Source organism: Micromonospora sp. CNZ309, assembly GCF_002846525.1.
Genome location: NZ_PJNG01000001.1, coordinates 5,162,335 through 5,178,197 on the forward strand (window position 1 = coordinate 5,162,335; position 15,863 = coordinate 5,178,197).

Here is a 15,863-nt window from a genome sequence, read left to right on the forward strand (position 1 = left end):
GGCCGGCCGGGCCTCGGCCGCCGGGCGCGGTGGGGGCCGGCACCGGGCGGTGAGTTCCGCTACACGTGGTGAGTGACGCTCGCAGCATTGTGGGCCGTCGGCCGCCCCGGCGGGAGACCCGGGACGGCCACGATCGCGCAACTGTCAGAAATCTGACAGAAACTCAGCCCCGTACGGCCGCCATGGCCTCCGCCAGGCGCCGCACGCCCTCGTCGATGCGGTCTGCGGTCACCGCCGAGTACGCCAGCCGCAGCGCGTGCCGCCCGCCGTCGACGACGAAGTCGCTGCCCTTGACCACCGCGACCCCGCGCTCGGCGGCCGCCGGCGCGAGCCGGTCGACCGCCACGTCCTCGGGCAGCTCCACCCAGAGGAAGTAGCCGCCGTCCGGCTCCACGAAGCGGGCCTCGGGGATGTGCCGGCGCAGGGACTCGGCCAGCACCCGGGCCCGCTCGCCCAGCGCCGCGCGCACCGTCTCGATGGAGCGCGCGATGTCGCCCGAGACGCAGAACTGGTGCACGATCGCCTCGGAGACCATGCCCGGCGAGATGTAGAGGCTCGTCGCCTTCTTCGCGATGTCGCCGATCAGGTCCGCCGGGCCGACCAGGTAACCGACCCGTACGCCGGGGCAGACCGTCTTGGTGAAGCTGGAGGCGTGCACCACGACGCCACGGGTGTCCAGCGAGAGCATCGACGGCAGCGCCTCGCCCCGGAACCGGATGTCGGCGTACGGGTCGTCCTCGAAGATCGTGAACTCGTACTCGGCGGCGAGGTCGAGCAGCTCGCGGCGCTTCTCCAGGCTGAGCGTCACGCCCGCCGGGTTCTGGTAGTTCGGGATGACGTGCGCCAGCCGGGGACGCACCCCCGACTCCAGCAGCTTGCGCAGCTCGGCGGTGTCGAGCCCGTCCGGCTGGATGGAGACGCCGTGCAGCTCGCTGCCCATCCGCTGGAGGTTGAGCAGCGTCCGGTCGTACGTCGGCCGCTCCACCACCACGGCGTCGCCGGGGCGGACCAGGTGGTCGAAGAGGAACGCGTCCGCCTGCAACGACCCGTTGGTGATCAGCACCTGGTCGGCGGAGACCCCGTGCTTCTCGGCGATCCACTTCCGCAGCGGAAGGTAGCCGACGGAGGTGCCGTACGCGGTCACCCCGGCGGGATCGGCGTCGAACGCGCGGACGGCGGCGGCCTTGAGCCCCTCGACATCGACGATGTCCAGGGAGGGAGCGCCACGGGCGAAGGAGATCAGCTGCTCGGCGGTCATGGCTGTTCAGCGTACGGAAGGCGACGGGGTGCGTGCGCCAGGCACGGCGATGTCCGCATCCTGAGCCACCGGGACGGGTGACCGGCGTCGACCGGTCGGCGGCAGGTCAGACCGGAAGGCCGAGCGGGTCGTGCTGCGCTTCCCGCGAGAGCCCGTCCACGTGCAGGCCGAGCGCCGCGATGAGCTGCCCCCAGTCGAAGTAGGACCGCCAGGCCGCGATCCGGCCGCGCCGGACCCGGACGACGTCCACCACCTCCCAGCTCACCACCCGGCCGGTCGGCGCGACCGTGCCGAACGGGGTGTGCAGCACCCCGGTGTGGGTGCCGGTCAGCCGCTGCTCGACGGCCGCGCCGCCCGCCGTCTGCACGGACCCGATCGGGTCGACGACCAGGTCCGGGAAGGCCCCGGTCCAGGTGCGCAACAGCGCGGGCAGCTCGATCGGGCGCACCGTGACGCCCGGCATGGAGTAGAAGGCGTCGGCCGCGTAGAGATCCGGCAGCCGGGCCACGTCCCGCCGCAGGAGCATCGCGTACTGCTGCTCGACCAGCCGATCCGCGCCACGCATGAGGACCTCCGACGCGGGTCACGGCCCGTCCGCGCCCGCATTGGGATCCTTACCCGTCGATCGGCCCGCCACACCCTCCGCCGAGCCGTGACTCAGGTCGTGCCGGCCATCCGGCTCGCCGCCCAGACCCGCATGATGTCCCGGACGGAGATCACCCCGGCCACCTCGCGCCCGTCGAGCACCACCAGGTGCCGGAAGCCGCCCCGGGCCATGGCCGCCGCCGCCTCCTCCACGGTCCACTCCGGCCCGGCGTAGACCACGTCCCAGGTCAGGTGGGCGCCCGTCCGCTCGACGTCGCAGTCCAGGTCGGCCCCGATCGCCTTGAGCACGTCGCGTTCGGTCATGATGCCGACCCCCTCGGACTCCGGGTCGATCACGACCGCCGACCCGACACCGCGGGCCGACATCATCCGGGCCGCCTGGCGGAGCGTGTGCTCCGGGCCGACCACGAGAACCTCGCTGGACATCGCTTCCCGAACCTGCATCACGCATCACCCCTGTGGGACGGCGGCACCCGGTAGGGGACATGGTGCGCCCGCGCGCTGCCCGGCGACAAGACCGGGCGTCGCCGGATCGCGCCACCGCTCGCTACTGTCGAGGCGTGTCCACCGAGCCTCTACGCTGCGCCGGCGCGCTGATCGTCGACGACGAGAGTCGACTCTTCGTCCAGCGACGATCTCCCCAGCGGCGCATCTTTCCCAACTGCTGGGACATCGTCGGCGGCCACCTCGAACCGGGCGAGGACTGGATGGACGCGCTGCGCCGGGAGGTGACCGAGGAGACCGGCTGGGCGGTGTCGCACGTGCTCGGCCACGTCGGGGAATACCGCTACGTCGCCGACGACGGCCTGGCCCGCGTCGAGCGCGACTGGCTGGTCCGGGTCGACGGCGACCTGGCCCGGCCGACGCTGGAGGCGGGCAAGCACACCGAGTTCCGCTGGCTCGCCGCCGACGAGCTCGACCTGCTCGACGAGCACCGCGACGTCAACGACGGCCTCATCCGCCGGATCGCGGCCGAAGGCTTCGCCGCCCTGCGTTCGATCGGTCTGTGAACGACACCGTCGAGCTGGCGCCGCACCGGTTCGCCGGCCTGGTCGCCCCGGCGGTGGACCGGGCGTTCGTCGCCGGCATCCTCGCCGGCCGCGACGGCGGTGGCGCCGAGCTGAGCCAGCGGTACGGCGGGCCGGCGGCCACCGGCTTCCTGCTGGAGTTCCGCACCCGCCTCGCGGCGCCGGGCGGGACGGTCGACGAGGCCGGCTTCGCGGCGGTCACCCGCTACCGGGACCCGGTCGAGTGCCGGCGCGCCCTGGACAAGCAGGTGGCGTACGGGATGATCCACCGCAGCACCGAGGGCGGGCTCACCGCCACCGAGCGCGGGCTGGCCTTCCTCGCCGAGATCTGGCAGGTGCACGCCGAGGTCACCGAGGAACTCTGGGCGGGGCACGAGGACCGGGTGCTGCGGCTGGTGGAGGCGTTCGGCCGGGTGCTCACGTGCGCGCTGGTGCTGGCCGACGAGCAGGGCGCCCAGGCGGGTGCGGCGTTCGCCGCGTCGGCGCCGCCGTACGAGCCGGACGGCACCCCGCCCGGCGTGCTGCTGCTGAACCGGCTCGGCACCATGCGCTACCACCGGGCCGACGCGCACGCCGCCGCGTGGACGGCCGCCGGGCACGACGCGGCGAGCGCCACCGCCCTGCCGCCCGGCCCGGAGCAGCTCGCCATCGAGCTGGAGACCGACCGGCGGGCCGCCGCCCCGTACGCCGTGCTGAGCGCCGAGGAGCGGCTGGGGGTGCTGGCGGACCTGGCGGCGCTGCCCGGCTGACCCGGTTGACCGCAGCGGTGCCGCCGCCCGGGGCTATCCTCCAGCGGTGACCGGGACTCGTACGACGGAGGACGCCTCAATGATCGGGATGGTGCTCGCAGCCGGGGCGGGGCGTCGGCTGCGCCCGTACACCGACACCCTGCCCAAGGCGCTGGTGCCGGTGGACGGCGACACCACCATCCTGGACATCTCGCTGCGCAACCTGGCCGAGGTGGGGCTCACCGACGTGGTGATCGTGGTCGGCTACGCCGCCGACGCGGTCGTCTCCCGCCAGGCCGACCTGGAGAAGCGGTACGGCGTCACGATCACCCTCGTGCACAACGACAAGGCCGAGGAGTGGAACAACGCGTACTCGCTCTGGTTGGCCCGCGAGCACTTCTCCCGGGGGGTGCTGCTGGTCAACGGCGACACCGTGCACCCGGTGAGCGTGGAGAAGACCCTGCTGGCCGAGCGCGGCCCGGGCATCCTGCTCGCCGTCGACACCATCAAGCCGCTGGCCGAGGAGGAGATGAAGACCACCTTCGACGCCGCCGGCCAGCTCACCCGGATCACCAAGCTGATGGACCCGGGCGAGGCGTACGGGGAGTACATCGGCGCGACGCTCATCGAGCCGCAGGTGGCCGACGCCCTCGCCGACGCGCTGGAGGCGACGTGGCGGCGTGACCCGAACCTCTACTACGAGGACGGCTACCAGGAGTTCGCCGACCGTGGTGGCGAGGTGCGGGCGGCGCCGATCGGCGACGTCTCCTGGGTCGAGGTCGACAACCACGCCGACCTGGCCCGGGCGCGGGAGATCGCGTGCCGCTACTAGCCCGTACGGTCAACACCCCGCTCGTGATCGAGGTCCGGCGGGGCGCGGTGGCCGACCTCGGGCCGCTGCTGGCCGACCGGCGGATCTCGGCCGGCGGGGACGTGGCCGTGGTGGTCGGCCCCGGGCAGGGTGAGCGGATCGTCGAGCTGTGCCGGCCGTCGCTCGGCGCGGCCGACGTCTTCACGGTCGTCGGCGGCACCATCGACGCGGCGAACGACCTCGGCGACCGGCTGCGCCGCCGCCATTACGACGCCGTGGTGGGCATCGGCGGCGGCAAGACCATCGACACCGCCAAGTACGCGGCCACCCGCTACGGGATCCCGATGGTGACGGTGGCGACCAGCCTGGCGAACGACGGCATCGCCTCCCCGACCGCCTCGCTCGACCACGAGGGCGGCAAGGGCTCCTACGGGGTGCACATCCCGATCGGCGTCATCGTCGACCTCGACTTCGTGGAGAACGGCCCGGACCGGCAGACCCAGGCCGGCATCGGCGACGCGGTGAGCAACCTGAACGCCTGCGCCGACTGGGAGCTGGCCCACGAGGTACGCGGCGAGCCCATCGACGGGCTCGCGGTGACGTTGGCCAGGACGGGCGCCGAGGCGCTGCTCAACCACCCCGGCAAGATCACCGACGACGGCTTCCTCACCACGCTGGCCGAGGCGCTGATCATGGGCGGCATCGCCAGCTCCGTGTGCGGGTCGACGCGCCCCGCCAGCGGCGGCGACCACGAGATCTCCCACGCGATCGACCGGCTCCACCCCGGCACCGCCGCCCACGGCGAGCAGGTGGGGCTCGGCGCCCTCTTCTGCACGTTCCTGCGGGGGGACTCCGACCGGTTCGGTCGCCTCGCCCACTGCCTGCACCGGCACGGCCTCGCCACCACGCCGGGCGACCTGGGCCTGACCGACGAGCAGTTCGTCGATGCCGTGCAGTTCGCGCCCCGGACCCGGCCGGACCGCTACACGATCCTCGAACACCTGGCGATGTCGCCTACCGAGACGCGGGAGCGGCTGGCAGACTACGCCGGTGCAATCCGCGACCACCTTGGCTGAGCCCCGTCCCACCGTCGCCGACTTCCACCGGGTCAACCGGGGCGGCGGCCTGTTCAGCGAATCGATCAGCCAGTGGCTGGGCGCGGTCTTCGCGCTCGTCGCCCAGCGCCTCGGGCTGCGCCCGACGGCGCTGACCATCGCCAACCTGGTGCTCGGCCTGGCCACCTCGGTCACCGTGGTCGCGCTCGCCGGGCGGGTCGCCGCCGGAGACGTCCCGGCCTGGGCGGTCGGGCTGCTCGCGCTGGTCGGCTGGCAGGTGGCGTACGCCCTGGACTGCGCCGACGGTCAGCTCGCCCGGGTGACCGGTCAGGGCAGCGCGGCGGGTGCCCGGGTCGACGTGCTCGCCGACGTGGCCGCCCAGATCGCCCTGGTCGCCGCCCTGGCGGCCACGGCGGTGGCGCAGGAGCCGTCGACGCCGAGCTGGCTGGTCGCGATCTTCGCCGGCACCTGGATGGTCAACCTGGTCACCTCGGTGATGCAGGCCGGCCCGAACGCCGCCAGCATGGTCACCTCGACCTCCCTGCCCGTACGCCTCGTGAAGCTGGTCCGCGACTACGGCGCGGTGATCTTCGCGGCCGGCCTGGTGCTGGCCTTCGCCCCGGGCCTGGTCCTCTGGGTGATCGTGGCGTTCACGATCGTCAACGGCGGCTTCCTGCTCGCCAGCATCGCCTTCTCGGCCCGCGCCTCCCTGCGCTGAGCTGCGCCCCTCGGGGCGGCCCACGCCGGGGCGGCCCGCGCCGGGGCCGAGGTGTCCCTCTTCGGCCCCTGCCGAGCTGCCCCGTCTGTGCTACCGCTCGATCGGCACGTCCGGCACACCGTGCCCACGGCCGACCGCCCGCGAGATCTTGGTACGCGACGGCCCCTGGAGGGGCACCTTCGCACCAAGATCTCCGGCCGTCTGAAAGAACGGAATGAAATTCCCGGAACGTGGCAACCGCCGGCAGACCCGACCACGGAAGGCAGCGCTGGAACCTGTCTCACCAGTGGTTCGCCGCCGCGTCGGACCTGACGACCGGCGGTGTGGCCGACTTATCCCGATACCAGACAGGCATTTTGATGCCACCGAGGTATCAGCGCTGCGGTGGTAGTGGTTCGCCGGCTCCCCGCGCGCCCTTCAGATCCTCCGTCCGTCGGACCGCCCACGCCATGACGTGGATCGGCCCCTGGTACTTCTGATACGCGCCTCAGCCGCGCTTCAGGGAGTCGATGAACGTGCGCCAGCCCTGGGCGTCGAAGGCCAGCGCGGGGCCGGCCGTGTCCTTGCTGTCTCGGACGGCCACCCCGTCACGGAGGTCGGCCACCTTGACGCACTGGCTGTTGGCGTCGCTTCGGCTGCTCTTGCGCCACACGGCACGTGACCGGTCCTCGGGAAACTCCAGGATCGAGAAGGAGCCCACCGTGCCGGGGTGCCACCCCTCGCTGAACGGAAGCACCTGAAGCTCGATGTTCGGCCGATCGCTCATCTCGATGAGGTGGTTGAGTTGGGCGCGCATGACGTCTGGACCGCCGGTCCGACGACGCAGCACGCCCTCGTCCACGATTGCCCAGAACTTCAGGGCCGGCTCTTCGGTCAGGCAAGCCTGCCGGGTCATGCGCACCTCGACCCGGCGGCGTGCTTCTTCGCGCTGGCCCGTCGATCTGATCATCGCCCACCTCACGCAGAACGGCGTCATGGCACCCGAGCGGCTCTACGACTCCCCGTTCAGCGACATCGCGCCGGACCCGGATTCGCTCTTTCCCTCCGCCGACCTGGATCGCCTGATCACGATCATTAACTCCGTCCGGGACACCGCCACCCCGGCCACGGAGGAGTCAGTCGGTGCCGGGAGCCGCGACCGGCAAGCCCACCGAGGCTGCGATGTCCGACATGCGCTTGTCGTACGTGACCAGCACGTCGAGCGCATCGCCAAGAGCCTGGGCACTCGCCACGTGCAGCGCGTCCAACGTCCGGATGCCGGCGGGGAGAGCTGCCGCCGAATCCCGGACCTCCTCGGTCAACAGGATCTCGGTGAAGTTCCGCGCCAACATCTCCATGGCGTCCGGATAGTCGCCGATCCGGTCGAGGGTGCGCACCGTCTCGACGAATCCGACGGAGCTGGTTCCCATCGGCATACCGACCCGGCTCGCCAGAAAATCCTGCAGTTCTGTGGCGTGGGTGCGGTCGGCAAGCAGCGTGATCAGGGCGGACGAGTCCAGGTAGATCACTGCTCATCGTCCTCGCGGTCGGTCAGCAGCAGATCAAGAGGCGACACACCGGGCGGTACGTCGTAACGGGGGAGCCGGTGGATGTCGCTCGTAGTGGTCGCCTTGAGGCGAATGACCCCTTTGGCCACCAATGAGGCATATCTGCCGAGCGTCCCCGAACCCGGCAGCAGCACGGCGATCACGCTGCCGTGCCGTGTGACCTCGATCGTCTCGCCCTGCTCCACCCGGGCGAACATCGCGCTGGGGTTGTAGGAGAACTCACGCACTGACACGGTGCTCACACCACACCTCCTTGTGCCAACAACACCGAGATCGTACCTACAGACGGTCCTCGCGGGCGGGTCGGTCAGCGGCGGCGCGTCACGTCGGCGTAGATGTCGATGAGCCGCTTGGTGACCACGTCGGGGTGGAAGGTCCGCTCGTAGCGCAGCCGGGCAGCCTGCGCGATCTCCGCCGCCCCGGCGGCGGCCACCGGCAGGGCGGCGGCCATGGCGGCCGGCTCCGGGGGCACCGCCCAGCCCGCCTCGCCCGCCGCCACGCCGGTGGGCAGCGCGACGCGGCCCTCCCCCGGCGCGGCTGTGGCGACGGCGGCCGGGCCGGTGCCGGCGGGTTCGCGCGGGCCGTCCGCGCCGAGCAGGTACGGGATGCCGCCGAGGGCGGTGCCGAGCACCGGGCGGCCGGCGGCCAGCGCCTCGATGATCACCGTGGGCAGCACGTCGTGCCAGGTGGAGGCGGCGACGATCACCGCGCTGGCCTCGATCGCGGCGCGTACCCCGGCACGGTCCAGCGGGCCGAGGTAGGTCACGTCGGCACGCTCGGCGGCGGCGGCCTCGGCCAGCGGGCGCAGTTCACCGTCGCCGGCGATGCGCAGCGGGCCGAGCGCGCCGTCCGGGTGCCGCCGCCAGGCGTCCAGCAGCAGGGCCAGCCCCTTCTCCGGGGAGAGCCGGGCCATGTAGAGGAAGCCGTCGCCGAGCGGCGCGGGCGTCCCCGGATCGGGGATGCCGTTGGGCTTCACCACGATCCGTTCCGCGGGGATGCCGTAGTCACGCAGGTGGTCGGCGACCGCCGAGGTGAGCGCGACGAACCGGTCCACCGAGCGCCACGTGCCCCGGTGCACGGCCAGCGTGGTCGCCATCAGGGCGCTCTGCGCCCGCGAGCCCCGGTAGCAGCGGTGCACGATCGCCGGCACCCCCAGGGCCCGGCCCCGGCAGTCCTGGCAGATCATCCCGTCACGGAAGTAGAGCCCCGAGGAGCAGACCTGACGGTAGTTGTGCACCGTCTGCACCACCGGCACGCCGTGCCGGTGCGCGGTCCGCACGATCCAGGGCGATATCAGGGGGTACGGGTTGTGCAGGTGCAGCACGTCCGGCCGGTGCTCGGCGATCAGCCGGCTCAGGTCCTCCTGCGCACGGGGCGCCCAGATCGGCGAGATCGGCAGCAGCGCCTTGGCCGACTTCGACATCGACGGGATCTCGTCCGAGCTGCGGATGAACGGCAGCACCTCCACCCCGGCCGCGGTGAGCTGGGCGATCTCCGCGTCGACGATGGTGTTCTCACCGGAGGGCTGAGCCTCCCGGTACCGGTTGTGCGCCACCACGATTCTCACGGGAAAGAAGGCTACCGTTGGCTGGTGCCCGAACTACCGGATGTTGAGGCGCTCACGAACTACCTGAGTGAGCGCGCGGTCCGGCGGCGCGTCGACCGGTTGGAGGTCGCCGCGATCAGCGCCCTGAAGACGTACGACCCGGCGCCGACCGCCGCCGCCGGGCGGAGCGTGACGGACGCCCGCCGGCACGGCAAGTTCCTCGACGTGGTGCTCGACGGCGAGCTGCACCTGGTGGTCCACCTGGCCCGGGCGGGCTGGCTGCACTACCGGGAGGCGTTTGGATCCGCCGCCCCGCTGCGCCCCGGGAAGGGCCCGATCGCGCTGCGGGTACGCCTCGACGACGGCTCGGGCTTCGACCTCACCGAGGCCGGCACCCAGAAGAGCCTCGCCGTCTACCTGGTCACGGACCCGGCGGCGGTGCCCGGGGTGGCCCGGCTCGGCCCCGACGCCCTCGCCGCCGACGCGGCCACCTTCGCCGAGCGGATGCGCAGCCGCAAGGGCCAGGTCAAGGGCGTACTCACCGACCAGACGGTGCTGGCCGGGGTCGGCAACGCGTACTCCGACGAGATCCTGCACGCGGCGAGGCTGTCGCCGTTCGCGCTGACCAACCGGCTGACCGACGACCAGCTGGCGACCCTGCACGCGGCGACGCGGGAGGTGCTCGGCGACGCGGTGCGCCGGTCGGTCGGGCAGAAGGCGGCCGAGCTGAAGGGCGAGAAGCGCTCGGGGCTGAAGGTGCACGCCCGCACGGGGCAGCCCTGCCCGGTCTGCGGGGACACCGTCCGCGAGGTCTCGTTCGCCGATTCCAGCCTCCAGTACTGCGCGACCTGCCAGACCGGCGGGAAGCCGCTCGCTGACCGTCGGCTCTCTCGACTTGTACGGTGAGTGACGACACTGCCGACTACGGAACGGAATCGGCCATCCCGCGTCGAAGGTCTGAGTTGCGGCTCTACCGGGCCCGTCATCCATCGGTATAGTGGCTCGGTCCCCGGCTTCTGAAATGGCGCGGAGCCGGCCAGGCGCCCGGCGGCACCACACCGGCGCATTGTCCCTCGGGTCAGCGCGCGGGTCGGCGCCCGCGTGGGAGACTGGGACGGTGGGCGACCGGGCCCTCACGGCGAGTGAGCGGCCCGTGTCATGCGGGAGGACATGGGTGAGGTGACGACAAGCCTCCAGCGCCCGGTAACCAACACAGGCCGGAGCAAACTCGTGCGGCACGTCGACAGCTTCGAGATCCAGCCGCCGGCACCGCCGTCCCACAACGGCGTACCCCGGTCCGCGTGGGCTCGGGCCCGCCGCCGCGTGTCCCGCTGGCACCGGCCCTACATCACCCTCCTGCTGCTGCTCGACTTCGCAGCCGCCGCGGTGGCCAGCCTGATCGCGATCGAGACGTTCGACCAGTCGCGCGCGGGCTTCTACAACGCCGAGCAGGACCCCACGTGGTTCCACACGGTGGCGTTCGTGCTCCTGCCGCTCGGCTGGATCGTCAGCCTCTGGGCCAACCGCGCGTACGACCGGCGCTACCTCGGCCTGGGCCCGGACGAGTACAAGCGGGTGATCCGGGCCGGCGTCGCCGTCGCCGCGACGGTGTCGTTCCTCGCCTTCGCCACCAAGACCGACCTGTCCCGCTACACGGTCGGCACCGCCCTGCTCGCGGCGCTGCTGCTGATCCTGCTCAACCGGATCCTCTGCCGCTTCGTGCTGCACGTGGTCCGGCGCAACATCAGCCAGGCCGGCCACCGGATGGTGCTGATCGGCACCCTGCCGGAGTGCCTGGAGGTCTACACGGCGGTCACCCGCAACCCGGCCGCCGGGCTGATGCCGGTCGCCATCCACATCACCGACGGCTACGCGGCGGCCAAGGGCATCGAGACCCCCGTCCCGGTGTACGCGGGCCGCGACGTCCTAGCCCTGGTGCGGGAGGTCGGCGGCGACACGATCGCGGTCTGCGGCTCGGCCAGTTCGGAGCCGGGCGAGCTGCGCCGGCTGGCCTGGCAGCTTGAGGGCTCCGGCGTCGACCTGGTCGTCGCTCCGCAGCTCACCGACATCGCCGGCCCCCGGGTGCACATCCGCCCGATCGAGGGCCTGCCGCTGCTGCACGTCGAGGAGCCGACCCTCTCCGGGCCGGCGCTGCTGGCCAAGAACCTGATGGACCGGGTGGCCGCGGGGCTCGGCCTGCTGCTGCTGGCCCCGGTCTTCCTGGCCATCGCGGTGGCGATCCGGCTCTCCGACCCCGGTCCGGTCTTCTTCCGCCAGCCCCGGGTGGGCCACGAGGGCCGCACCTTCCGGGTCTGGAAGTTCCGCACCATGTACGTGGACGCGGAGGACCGGCTGGCCAGCCTCGTCGACCGCAACGAGACCGACGGCATGCTGTTCAAGATGAAGCAGGATCCCCGGGTCTTCCCGGTGGGCCGCTTCCTGCGGGCCTCGTCGCTGGACGAGCTGCCGCAGCTGATCAACGTGCTGAAGGGCGAGATGTCGCTGGTCGGGCCGCGCCCGCTGCCCGCCGACGACGGCGACTTCCTCGGCGACGTGCGCCGCCGGCTGCTGGTCCGGCCGGGCATGACCGGGCTGTGGCAGGTCTCCGGCCGCTCCGACCTGTCCTGGGACGAGGCGGTCCGGCTCGACCTCTACTACGTCGACAACTGGTCGCTGGCGTACGACCTGAGCATCCTGTGGCGCACCGTCGGGGTGGTGCTCGCCCGCAAGGGCGCGTACTGACCCTTGGCGTGCGGGCCGGCAGGGGCCAGGATCGCTGCGTGGGTGGCAACCTCTCGGGCGTCTTCGGTGTCGTCTCGCTGCTCGCCGCGCTGGGGGCGGCCGTGTTCGCGGTGGTCCGGCTGCGCGCGCGGCGGGGCATCGCCACGGCCACCCAGCGGGCCACGTACGAGGTGCTGCACACCGCCGGGCTGGCCGCCGAGCCGCTGCGCGCGGGCCTGAGCGCCGCGAACGCGGCGAAGGCCGTACGCCATCTGCGGGCGCTCGTGGGGGCGGCCGGGCTGGCCCTGACGGACCGGGAGGGCGTGCTCGCCCTCGACGGGCGGGGCGGGCACCACGAGGCGCAACTGGTCGCGGCGGCCGGGCGGGCGGTGGCGTCGGGCCGTTCGACCGTCCTCGGCGATCCGGAGCTGCGCTGCGACCGGGTGGACTGCCCGGTGCGCGGGGCGGTCGTGGCCCCGCTGACCGGCGCGGACGGGCGTCGGGTCGGGGCGCTGGTCACGGTCGCCGACGGTCAGCCGGAGCCGGGCCTGGTGCAGGCCACCCTGGAGACCGCGCACTGGGCGGGCAACCAGTTGGCCCTGGCGGAGCTGGACTCGTCGCGGGAGCGGCTGGCCCGCGCCGAGGTGCGCGCCCTGCGCGCCCAGATCAGCCCGCACTTCATCTACAACGCGCTGACCGCGATCGGCTCGTTCGTCCGCACCGACCCGGACCGGGCCCGGGAGCTGATCCTGGAGTTCGCCGAGTTCACGCGGTACTCGTTCCGGGCGCACGGCGAGTTCACCACGCTGGCCGAGGAGCTGCGCTCGATCGACCGCTACCTGACCATCGAGCGGGCCCGGTTCGGCGACCGGCTCCAGGTGCGGCTCCAGATCGCCCCGGAGGTGCTGCCCGTGACGCTGCCCTTCCTCTGCCTGCAACCGCTGGTGGAGAACGCCGTCCGGCACGGGTTGTCCCGCAAGCCGGGCACGGGCATGGTGAGCATCGAGGCCCGGGACGCGGGCACCGAGTGCCACATCACCGTGGAGGACGACGGAGTGGGGATGGATCCGAGCACGCTGACCGCCGGCATCGCCGAGCTGGCCGGCGCCGCCGGGGGCCCGGGCGATGCCGCACTGGCCGGCGTCGGAGACGACCCGGGCCAGCATGTCGGGCTCTCCAACGTCGACGAGCGGCTCCGGTCGGTCTTCGGCGACGGCTTCGGCCTGGTCGTCGAGACGGGCCTCGGCTCGGGTACGAAGGTGAGCATGCGGGTGCCGAAGTTCCACCCCGGCGTACGGGCCGGCTCGTGATCGAGCGGACCGCGGAGGTGGGCGCGGCCGGGTTCCTGCGGGTGCTGGCGGTCGACGACGAGCCGCCGGCGCTGGACGAGTTGGCGTACCACCTGCGGGCCGATCCCCGGGTGGCGCGGCTGCACACGGCGGGCGACGCCACGGAGGCGCTGCGGGTGCTGCGCGACGGCGACGTGGACGTGGTCTTCCTCGACATCCGGATGCCCGGGCTGGACGGCATGGAGCTGGCCCGGGTGCTGCGGCGCTTCGCCCGGCCACCGGCGATCGTCTTCGTCACCGCGTACGACGACGGGGCGGTGGACGCGTTCGACCTGGGCGCCACCGACTACGTCCGCAAGCCGGTACGCGCCGAGCGGCTCGCCGAGTCGCTGCGCCGGGTGATCGGCGCGCGGGTGGTGCCGTCGCACCCGGCGGCGCTGGCCCGGGCGGAGGAGGATCCCACCATCCCCATCGAGCTGGCGGGCACCACGCGGATGCTGCCCCGCTCGGCGGTGCGGTGGGTGGAGGCCCAGGGGGACTACGCCCGCCTGCACACCGCCGACGGCTCGCACCTGGTGCGGGTGTCCCTGGCGACGCTCGCGGAACGCTGGGCGGATGCCGGGTTCGTCCGGATCCACCGCTCGTACCTGGTGCAGTTGAAGTTGATCGCGGAGCTGCGGCTGGTCAACTCCGGCTACGTCGTGGTGATCGACTCGGCGGAGCTGCCGGTCAGCCGCCGGCACACCCGCGAGCTGAAGGACAAGCTGGTCCGCGCGGCGAAGCAGGACTGGAACCGCTGATATGCCCGGCCCCGGCCCGCGCCACCCTGCCCTTCACCGCCCTGCCCTTCACCGCCCTGCCCTTCACCGCCCTGCCCTTCACCGCCCTGCCCTGCGCCGCCCTGCCCTGCGCCGCCCTGCCCTGCGCCGCCCTGCCCTGCGCCGGCTGGCCCTGCCGTTCTCGCCATCTACCGGCCCGGCCCGTGTCGTTTCCTTTCTACGGGCCTGGCCCGTGTCGCCGCGGTGCTTGCCGGTTCCGGAGGCGGGGCATCGCCCGCTTGGCGCTGTCGAGCTGCCCCATGCGTGAGACCAGAGGCTCGGGCCCTCCTGGTCCCATGGACGGGGCAGCTCGACAGCGCCTGGATCCCGGTACGTCGTCCCCAGTTTTCCTCGCGGGCCGGGAATAGGCACGCGTCGTCGTACGCTGTACGGTACCCCGTACGACAAATGGAGGCCGCCTTGTTCGACGCCGCGACCGAATTCGACCGCCAGCTCGACCGGCTGGTGGAGCTGGGCTACCCAACCCTGGCCGAGCTGACCGAGGACGCCTTCCGTGACCTGGTCGCGCCGCTGCGCGCGGCGGCCGTCGCCGGATCGGCGGGCCTGCCCGCGCCGACGGAGGGGCGGGTGCCCTTCCTGCTGGTGATCACCCGTGAGCTGGTGCCGGTCGAGGAGCGCGTCGCGCTCACCACGCTGGCCGGGAAGCGGAAGCCGGGCATCGTCGACCGGCACTACGCCGAGGGCGAGCTGCCGAAGTTCGACCCGATCAAGGAGCTGGAGGTGCCGGCCGGTCCCGCGTACCTGCTCTTCGACGTCGACCGGGGCGAGGAGACGCTGAACCTGGCCCCCGCCGCCGCCATGGAGGTGATCACCGGCCAGGACCGGCTGCCGCTCACCATCGACGAGGGGCTCGCCTTCGTCACCCTGCACCCCGAGGCGCTGGCGAAGAACAAGTGCTTCTCTCTGGTCGGTTCCCGCTGCGGCGACAAGCGGGTGCCGGCGCTCTGGATCAGCCAGAACGCGCCGAAGCTCGGCTGGTGCTGGTACGGCAACCCGCACACCTGGCTCGGCTCCGCCTCCGCCCGCCCCGAGCGCGTCGGGCTGGAGCACGCCGGCGCGGAGTGAGCGTCGGGGCGGGGTGGCCGGCAGGTCGGTCACCGGTTCCCACAGAGTTATCCACAGGGGTGACTCGTTCTCCACAGGTTGTCCACAGGCCCGGATGGGGTGGGTCCGGCGGGGCCCGCCCCACCGGCGCGACGCCGACGCAGCGCCCTTGACAATCACGGCGATCGGGCGAGACTGCCGGGGTGGCCGCTGCCGACGATCCCGTCCCGACGCCCCGGTCGAGCCGGCCCGGGGCGCCGGAGCACGCGGGCCGGCCCGGGGCGCCGGGGCAGCCCACGCCACCCCAGCCCCGGGCGCGGATCGTGCTGGCCGAGGTGTCCCGCCGGGAGGACCGCGCGGAACGCACCCGCGCCGAGCTGGCCGAGCAGACCCGCGTCGGCGACGCCCTCGTCCGGGGGCTGGTCCGGGCCCAGTTCGCGCTGGCCCTGCGGCTCTCCCTGGTGGTGGCGATCGGGCTCGGCGGGCTGCCGTGGCTCTTCGCCGTCGCCCCCGCCGTGGGCCGGGTGACCGTGTTCGGCGTCCACCTGCCCTGGCTGCTGCTCGGGGTGGTGTCGTTCCCGTTCCTGATCGCCGTCGGGTGGGCGTACGTGCGGCTGGCCGAACGTAACGAGCAGGACTTCACCGACCTGGTCCAGCGGCCGGAGCGCTGAGG

At 72.8% G+C, this 15,863-nt stretch carries 18 protein-coding genes; 11 read left to right on the forward strand and 7 right to left on the reverse strand.

The genetic code is table 11. The annotated features are described in order from the left end of the window. Positions 1-163: 163 nt before the first annotated feature. The 3 genes from CLT72_RS21760 to CLT72_RS21770 all read right to left on the reverse strand — a co-directional run bounded on the left by CLT72_RS21760 (position 164) and on the right by CLT72_RS21770 (position 2,308). Positions 164-1,258 carry an aminotransferase-like domain-containing protein gene (locus CLT72_RS21760; protein ID WP_101413354.1) on the reverse strand — a complete coding sequence of 365 codons (1,095 nt, stop codon included), beginning with the start codon at positions 1,256-1,258 and terminating at the stop codon, positions 164-166. A 106-nt stretch (positions 1,259-1,364) separates the two neighbouring features. Further along, positions 1,365-1,823: an ester cyclase gene (locus CLT72_RS21765; RefSeq protein WP_089002896.1), complete on the reverse strand. Its 459-nt coding sequence runs from the start codon at positions 1,821-1,823 to the stop codon at positions 1,365-1,367. A gap of 92 nt (positions 1,824-1,915) precedes the next feature. Further along, the gene (locus tag CLT72_RS21770) at positions 1,916-2,308 is read right to left on the reverse strand and encodes a CBS domain-containing protein (RefSeq protein WP_101413355.1); all 393 of its coding nucleotides are present in this window, start codon (positions 2,306-2,308) and stop codon (positions 1,916-1,918) included. Positions 2,309-2,424: 116 nt separating this feature from the next. On the opposite strand from CLT72_RS21770, the gene CLT72_RS21775 reads away from it, so the two are divergent. The 5 genes from CLT72_RS21775 to CLT72_RS21795 all read left to right on the forward strand — a co-directional run bounded on the left by CLT72_RS21775 (position 2,425) and on the right by CLT72_RS21795 (position 6,204). Then, on the forward strand, positions 2,425-2,874 hold the full coding sequence (locus CLT72_RS21775; RefSeq protein ID WP_486484305.1) for an NUDIX hydrolase: 450 nt from the start codon (positions 2,425-2,427) through the stop codon (positions 2,872-2,874). After that, the gene (locus CLT72_RS21780) at positions 2,871-3,641 is read left to right on the forward strand and encodes a hypothetical protein (protein WP_101413357.1); all 771 of its coding nucleotides are present in this window, start codon (positions 2,871-2,873) and stop codon (positions 3,639-3,641) included. The genes CLT72_RS21775 and CLT72_RS21780 overlap by 4 nt, the downstream gene beginning before the upstream one ends. 79 nt (positions 3,642-3,720) lie before the next feature. Next, entirely contained in the window at positions 3,721-4,452 is a 732-nt protein-coding gene (locus tag CLT72_RS21785) for a phosphocholine cytidylyltransferase family protein (RefSeq protein WP_101413358.1), read from the forward strand. After that, positions 4,440-5,507 (forward strand): iron-containing alcohol dehydrogenase family protein, encoded by a 1,068-nt coding sequence (locus tag CLT72_RS21790; protein ID WP_089002891.1) that lies wholly within the window; start codon positions 4,440-4,442, stop codon positions 5,505-5,507. Before CLT72_RS21785 ends, CLT72_RS21790 begins: the two co-directional genes overlap by 13 nt. Then, positions 5,482-6,204, forward strand: coding sequence for a CDP-alcohol phosphatidyltransferase family protein (locus CLT72_RS21795; RefSeq protein WP_101413359.1), 723 nt, complete (start codon positions 5,482-5,484; stop codon positions 6,202-6,204). The genes CLT72_RS21790 and CLT72_RS21795 overlap by 26 nt, the downstream gene beginning before the upstream one ends. Positions 6,205-6,691: 487 nt before the next feature. On the opposite strand, the gene CLT72_RS32985 is transcribed toward CLT72_RS21795, so the two are convergent. The 4 genes from CLT72_RS32985 to CLT72_RS21815 all read right to left on the reverse strand — a co-directional run bounded on the left by CLT72_RS32985 (position 6,692) and on the right by CLT72_RS21815 (position 9,318). Then, the gene (locus CLT72_RS32985) at positions 6,692-7,153 is read right to left on the reverse strand and encodes a Scr1 family TA system antitoxin-like transcriptional regulator (RefSeq protein ID WP_486484306.1); all 462 of its coding nucleotides are present in this window, start codon (positions 7,151-7,153) and stop codon (positions 6,692-6,694) included. A gap of 166 nt (positions 7,154-7,319) precedes the next feature. After that, positions 7,320-7,712, reverse strand: a complete 393-nt coding sequence (locus CLT72_RS21805; RefSeq protein ID WP_101413360.1) for a type II toxin-antitoxin system VapC family toxin — start codon at positions 7,710-7,712, stop codon at positions 7,320-7,322. Further along, positions 7,709-7,993, reverse strand: coding sequence for a type II toxin-antitoxin system Phd/YefM family antitoxin (locus tag CLT72_RS21810; RefSeq protein WP_101413361.1), 285 nt, complete (start codon positions 7,991-7,993; stop codon positions 7,709-7,711). The genes CLT72_RS21805 and CLT72_RS21810 overlap by 4 nt, the downstream gene beginning before the upstream one ends. Positions 7,994-8,058: 65 nt before the next feature. Further along, positions 8,059-9,318 (reverse strand): glycosyltransferase family 4 protein, encoded by a 1,260-nt coding sequence (locus tag CLT72_RS21815; protein ID WP_101413362.1) that lies wholly within the window; start codon positions 9,316-9,318, stop codon positions 8,059-8,061. 24 nt (positions 9,319-9,342) lie between these two features. Between CLT72_RS21815 and CLT72_RS21820 the strand changes: the two genes are divergently transcribed. The 6 genes from CLT72_RS21820 (at position 9,343) to CLT72_RS21850 (ending at position 15,861) form a co-directional block, all read left to right on the forward strand. Continuing rightward, the gene (locus CLT72_RS21820) at positions 9,343-10,203 is read left to right on the forward strand and encodes a DNA-formamidopyrimidine glycosylase family protein (RefSeq protein WP_101413363.1); all 861 of its coding nucleotides are present in this window, start codon (positions 9,343-9,345) and stop codon (positions 10,201-10,203) included. A 264-nt stretch (positions 10,204-10,467) separates the two neighbouring features. Then, on the forward strand, positions 10,468-12,039 hold the full coding sequence (locus CLT72_RS21825) for a sugar transferase (RefSeq protein ID WP_089002887.1): 1,572 nt from the start codon (positions 10,468-10,470) through the stop codon (positions 12,037-12,039). A 38-nt stretch (positions 12,040-12,077) separates the two neighbouring features. Beyond that, positions 12,078-13,328, forward strand: a complete 1,251-nt coding sequence (locus CLT72_RS21830) for a sensor histidine kinase (protein WP_101413364.1) — start codon at positions 12,078-12,080, stop codon at positions 13,326-13,328. A gap of 17 nt (positions 13,329-13,345) precedes the next feature. Beyond that, positions 13,346-14,107, forward strand: a complete 762-nt coding sequence (locus tag CLT72_RS21835; RefSeq protein WP_101415315.1) for a LytR/AlgR family response regulator transcription factor — start codon at positions 13,346-13,348, stop codon at positions 14,105-14,107. A 426-nt stretch (positions 14,108-14,533) separates the two neighbouring features. After that, positions 14,534-15,211, forward strand: coding sequence for a DUF5701 family protein (locus CLT72_RS21845; protein ID WP_101413366.1), 678 nt, complete (start codon positions 14,534-14,536; stop codon positions 15,209-15,211). Between the two features lie 299 nt (positions 15,212-15,510). Then, positions 15,511-15,861 (forward strand): DUF485 domain-containing protein, encoded by a 351-nt coding sequence (locus CLT72_RS21850; RefSeq protein ID WP_101415316.1) that lies wholly within the window; start codon positions 15,511-15,513, stop codon positions 15,859-15,861. Positions 15,862-15,863: the final 2 nt, after the last annotated feature.

Coding starts and splice junctions, on each gene's coding strand:
- CLT72_RS21760 (WP_101413354.1), bottom strand. CDS start 1,258: ATGACCGCCGAGCAGCTGATCTCCTTCGCCCGTGGCGCTCCCTCCCTG.
- CLT72_RS21765 (WP_089002896.1), bottom strand. CDS start 1,823: ATGCGTGGCGCGGATCGGCTGGTCGAGCAGCAGTACGCGATGCTCCTG.
- CLT72_RS21770 (WP_101413355.1), bottom strand. CDS start 2,308: ATGCAGGTTCGGGAAGCGATGTCCAGCGAGGTTCTCGTGGTCGGCCCG.
- CLT72_RS21785 (WP_101413358.1), top strand. CDS start 3,721: ATGATCGGGATGGTGCTCGCAGCCGGGGCGGGGCGTCGGCTGCGCCCG.
- CLT72_RS32985 (WP_486484306.1), bottom strand. CDS start 7,153: ATGATCAGATCGACGGGCCAGCGCGAAGAAGCACGCCGCCGGGTCGAG.
- CLT72_RS21825 (WP_089002887.1), top strand. CDS start 10,468: ATGGGTGAGGTGACGACAAGCCTCCAGCGCCCGGTAACCAACACAGGC.
- CLT72_RS21845 (WP_101413366.1), top strand. CDS start 14,534: ATGGAGGCCGCCTTGTTCGACGCCGCGACCGAATTCGACCGCCAGCTC.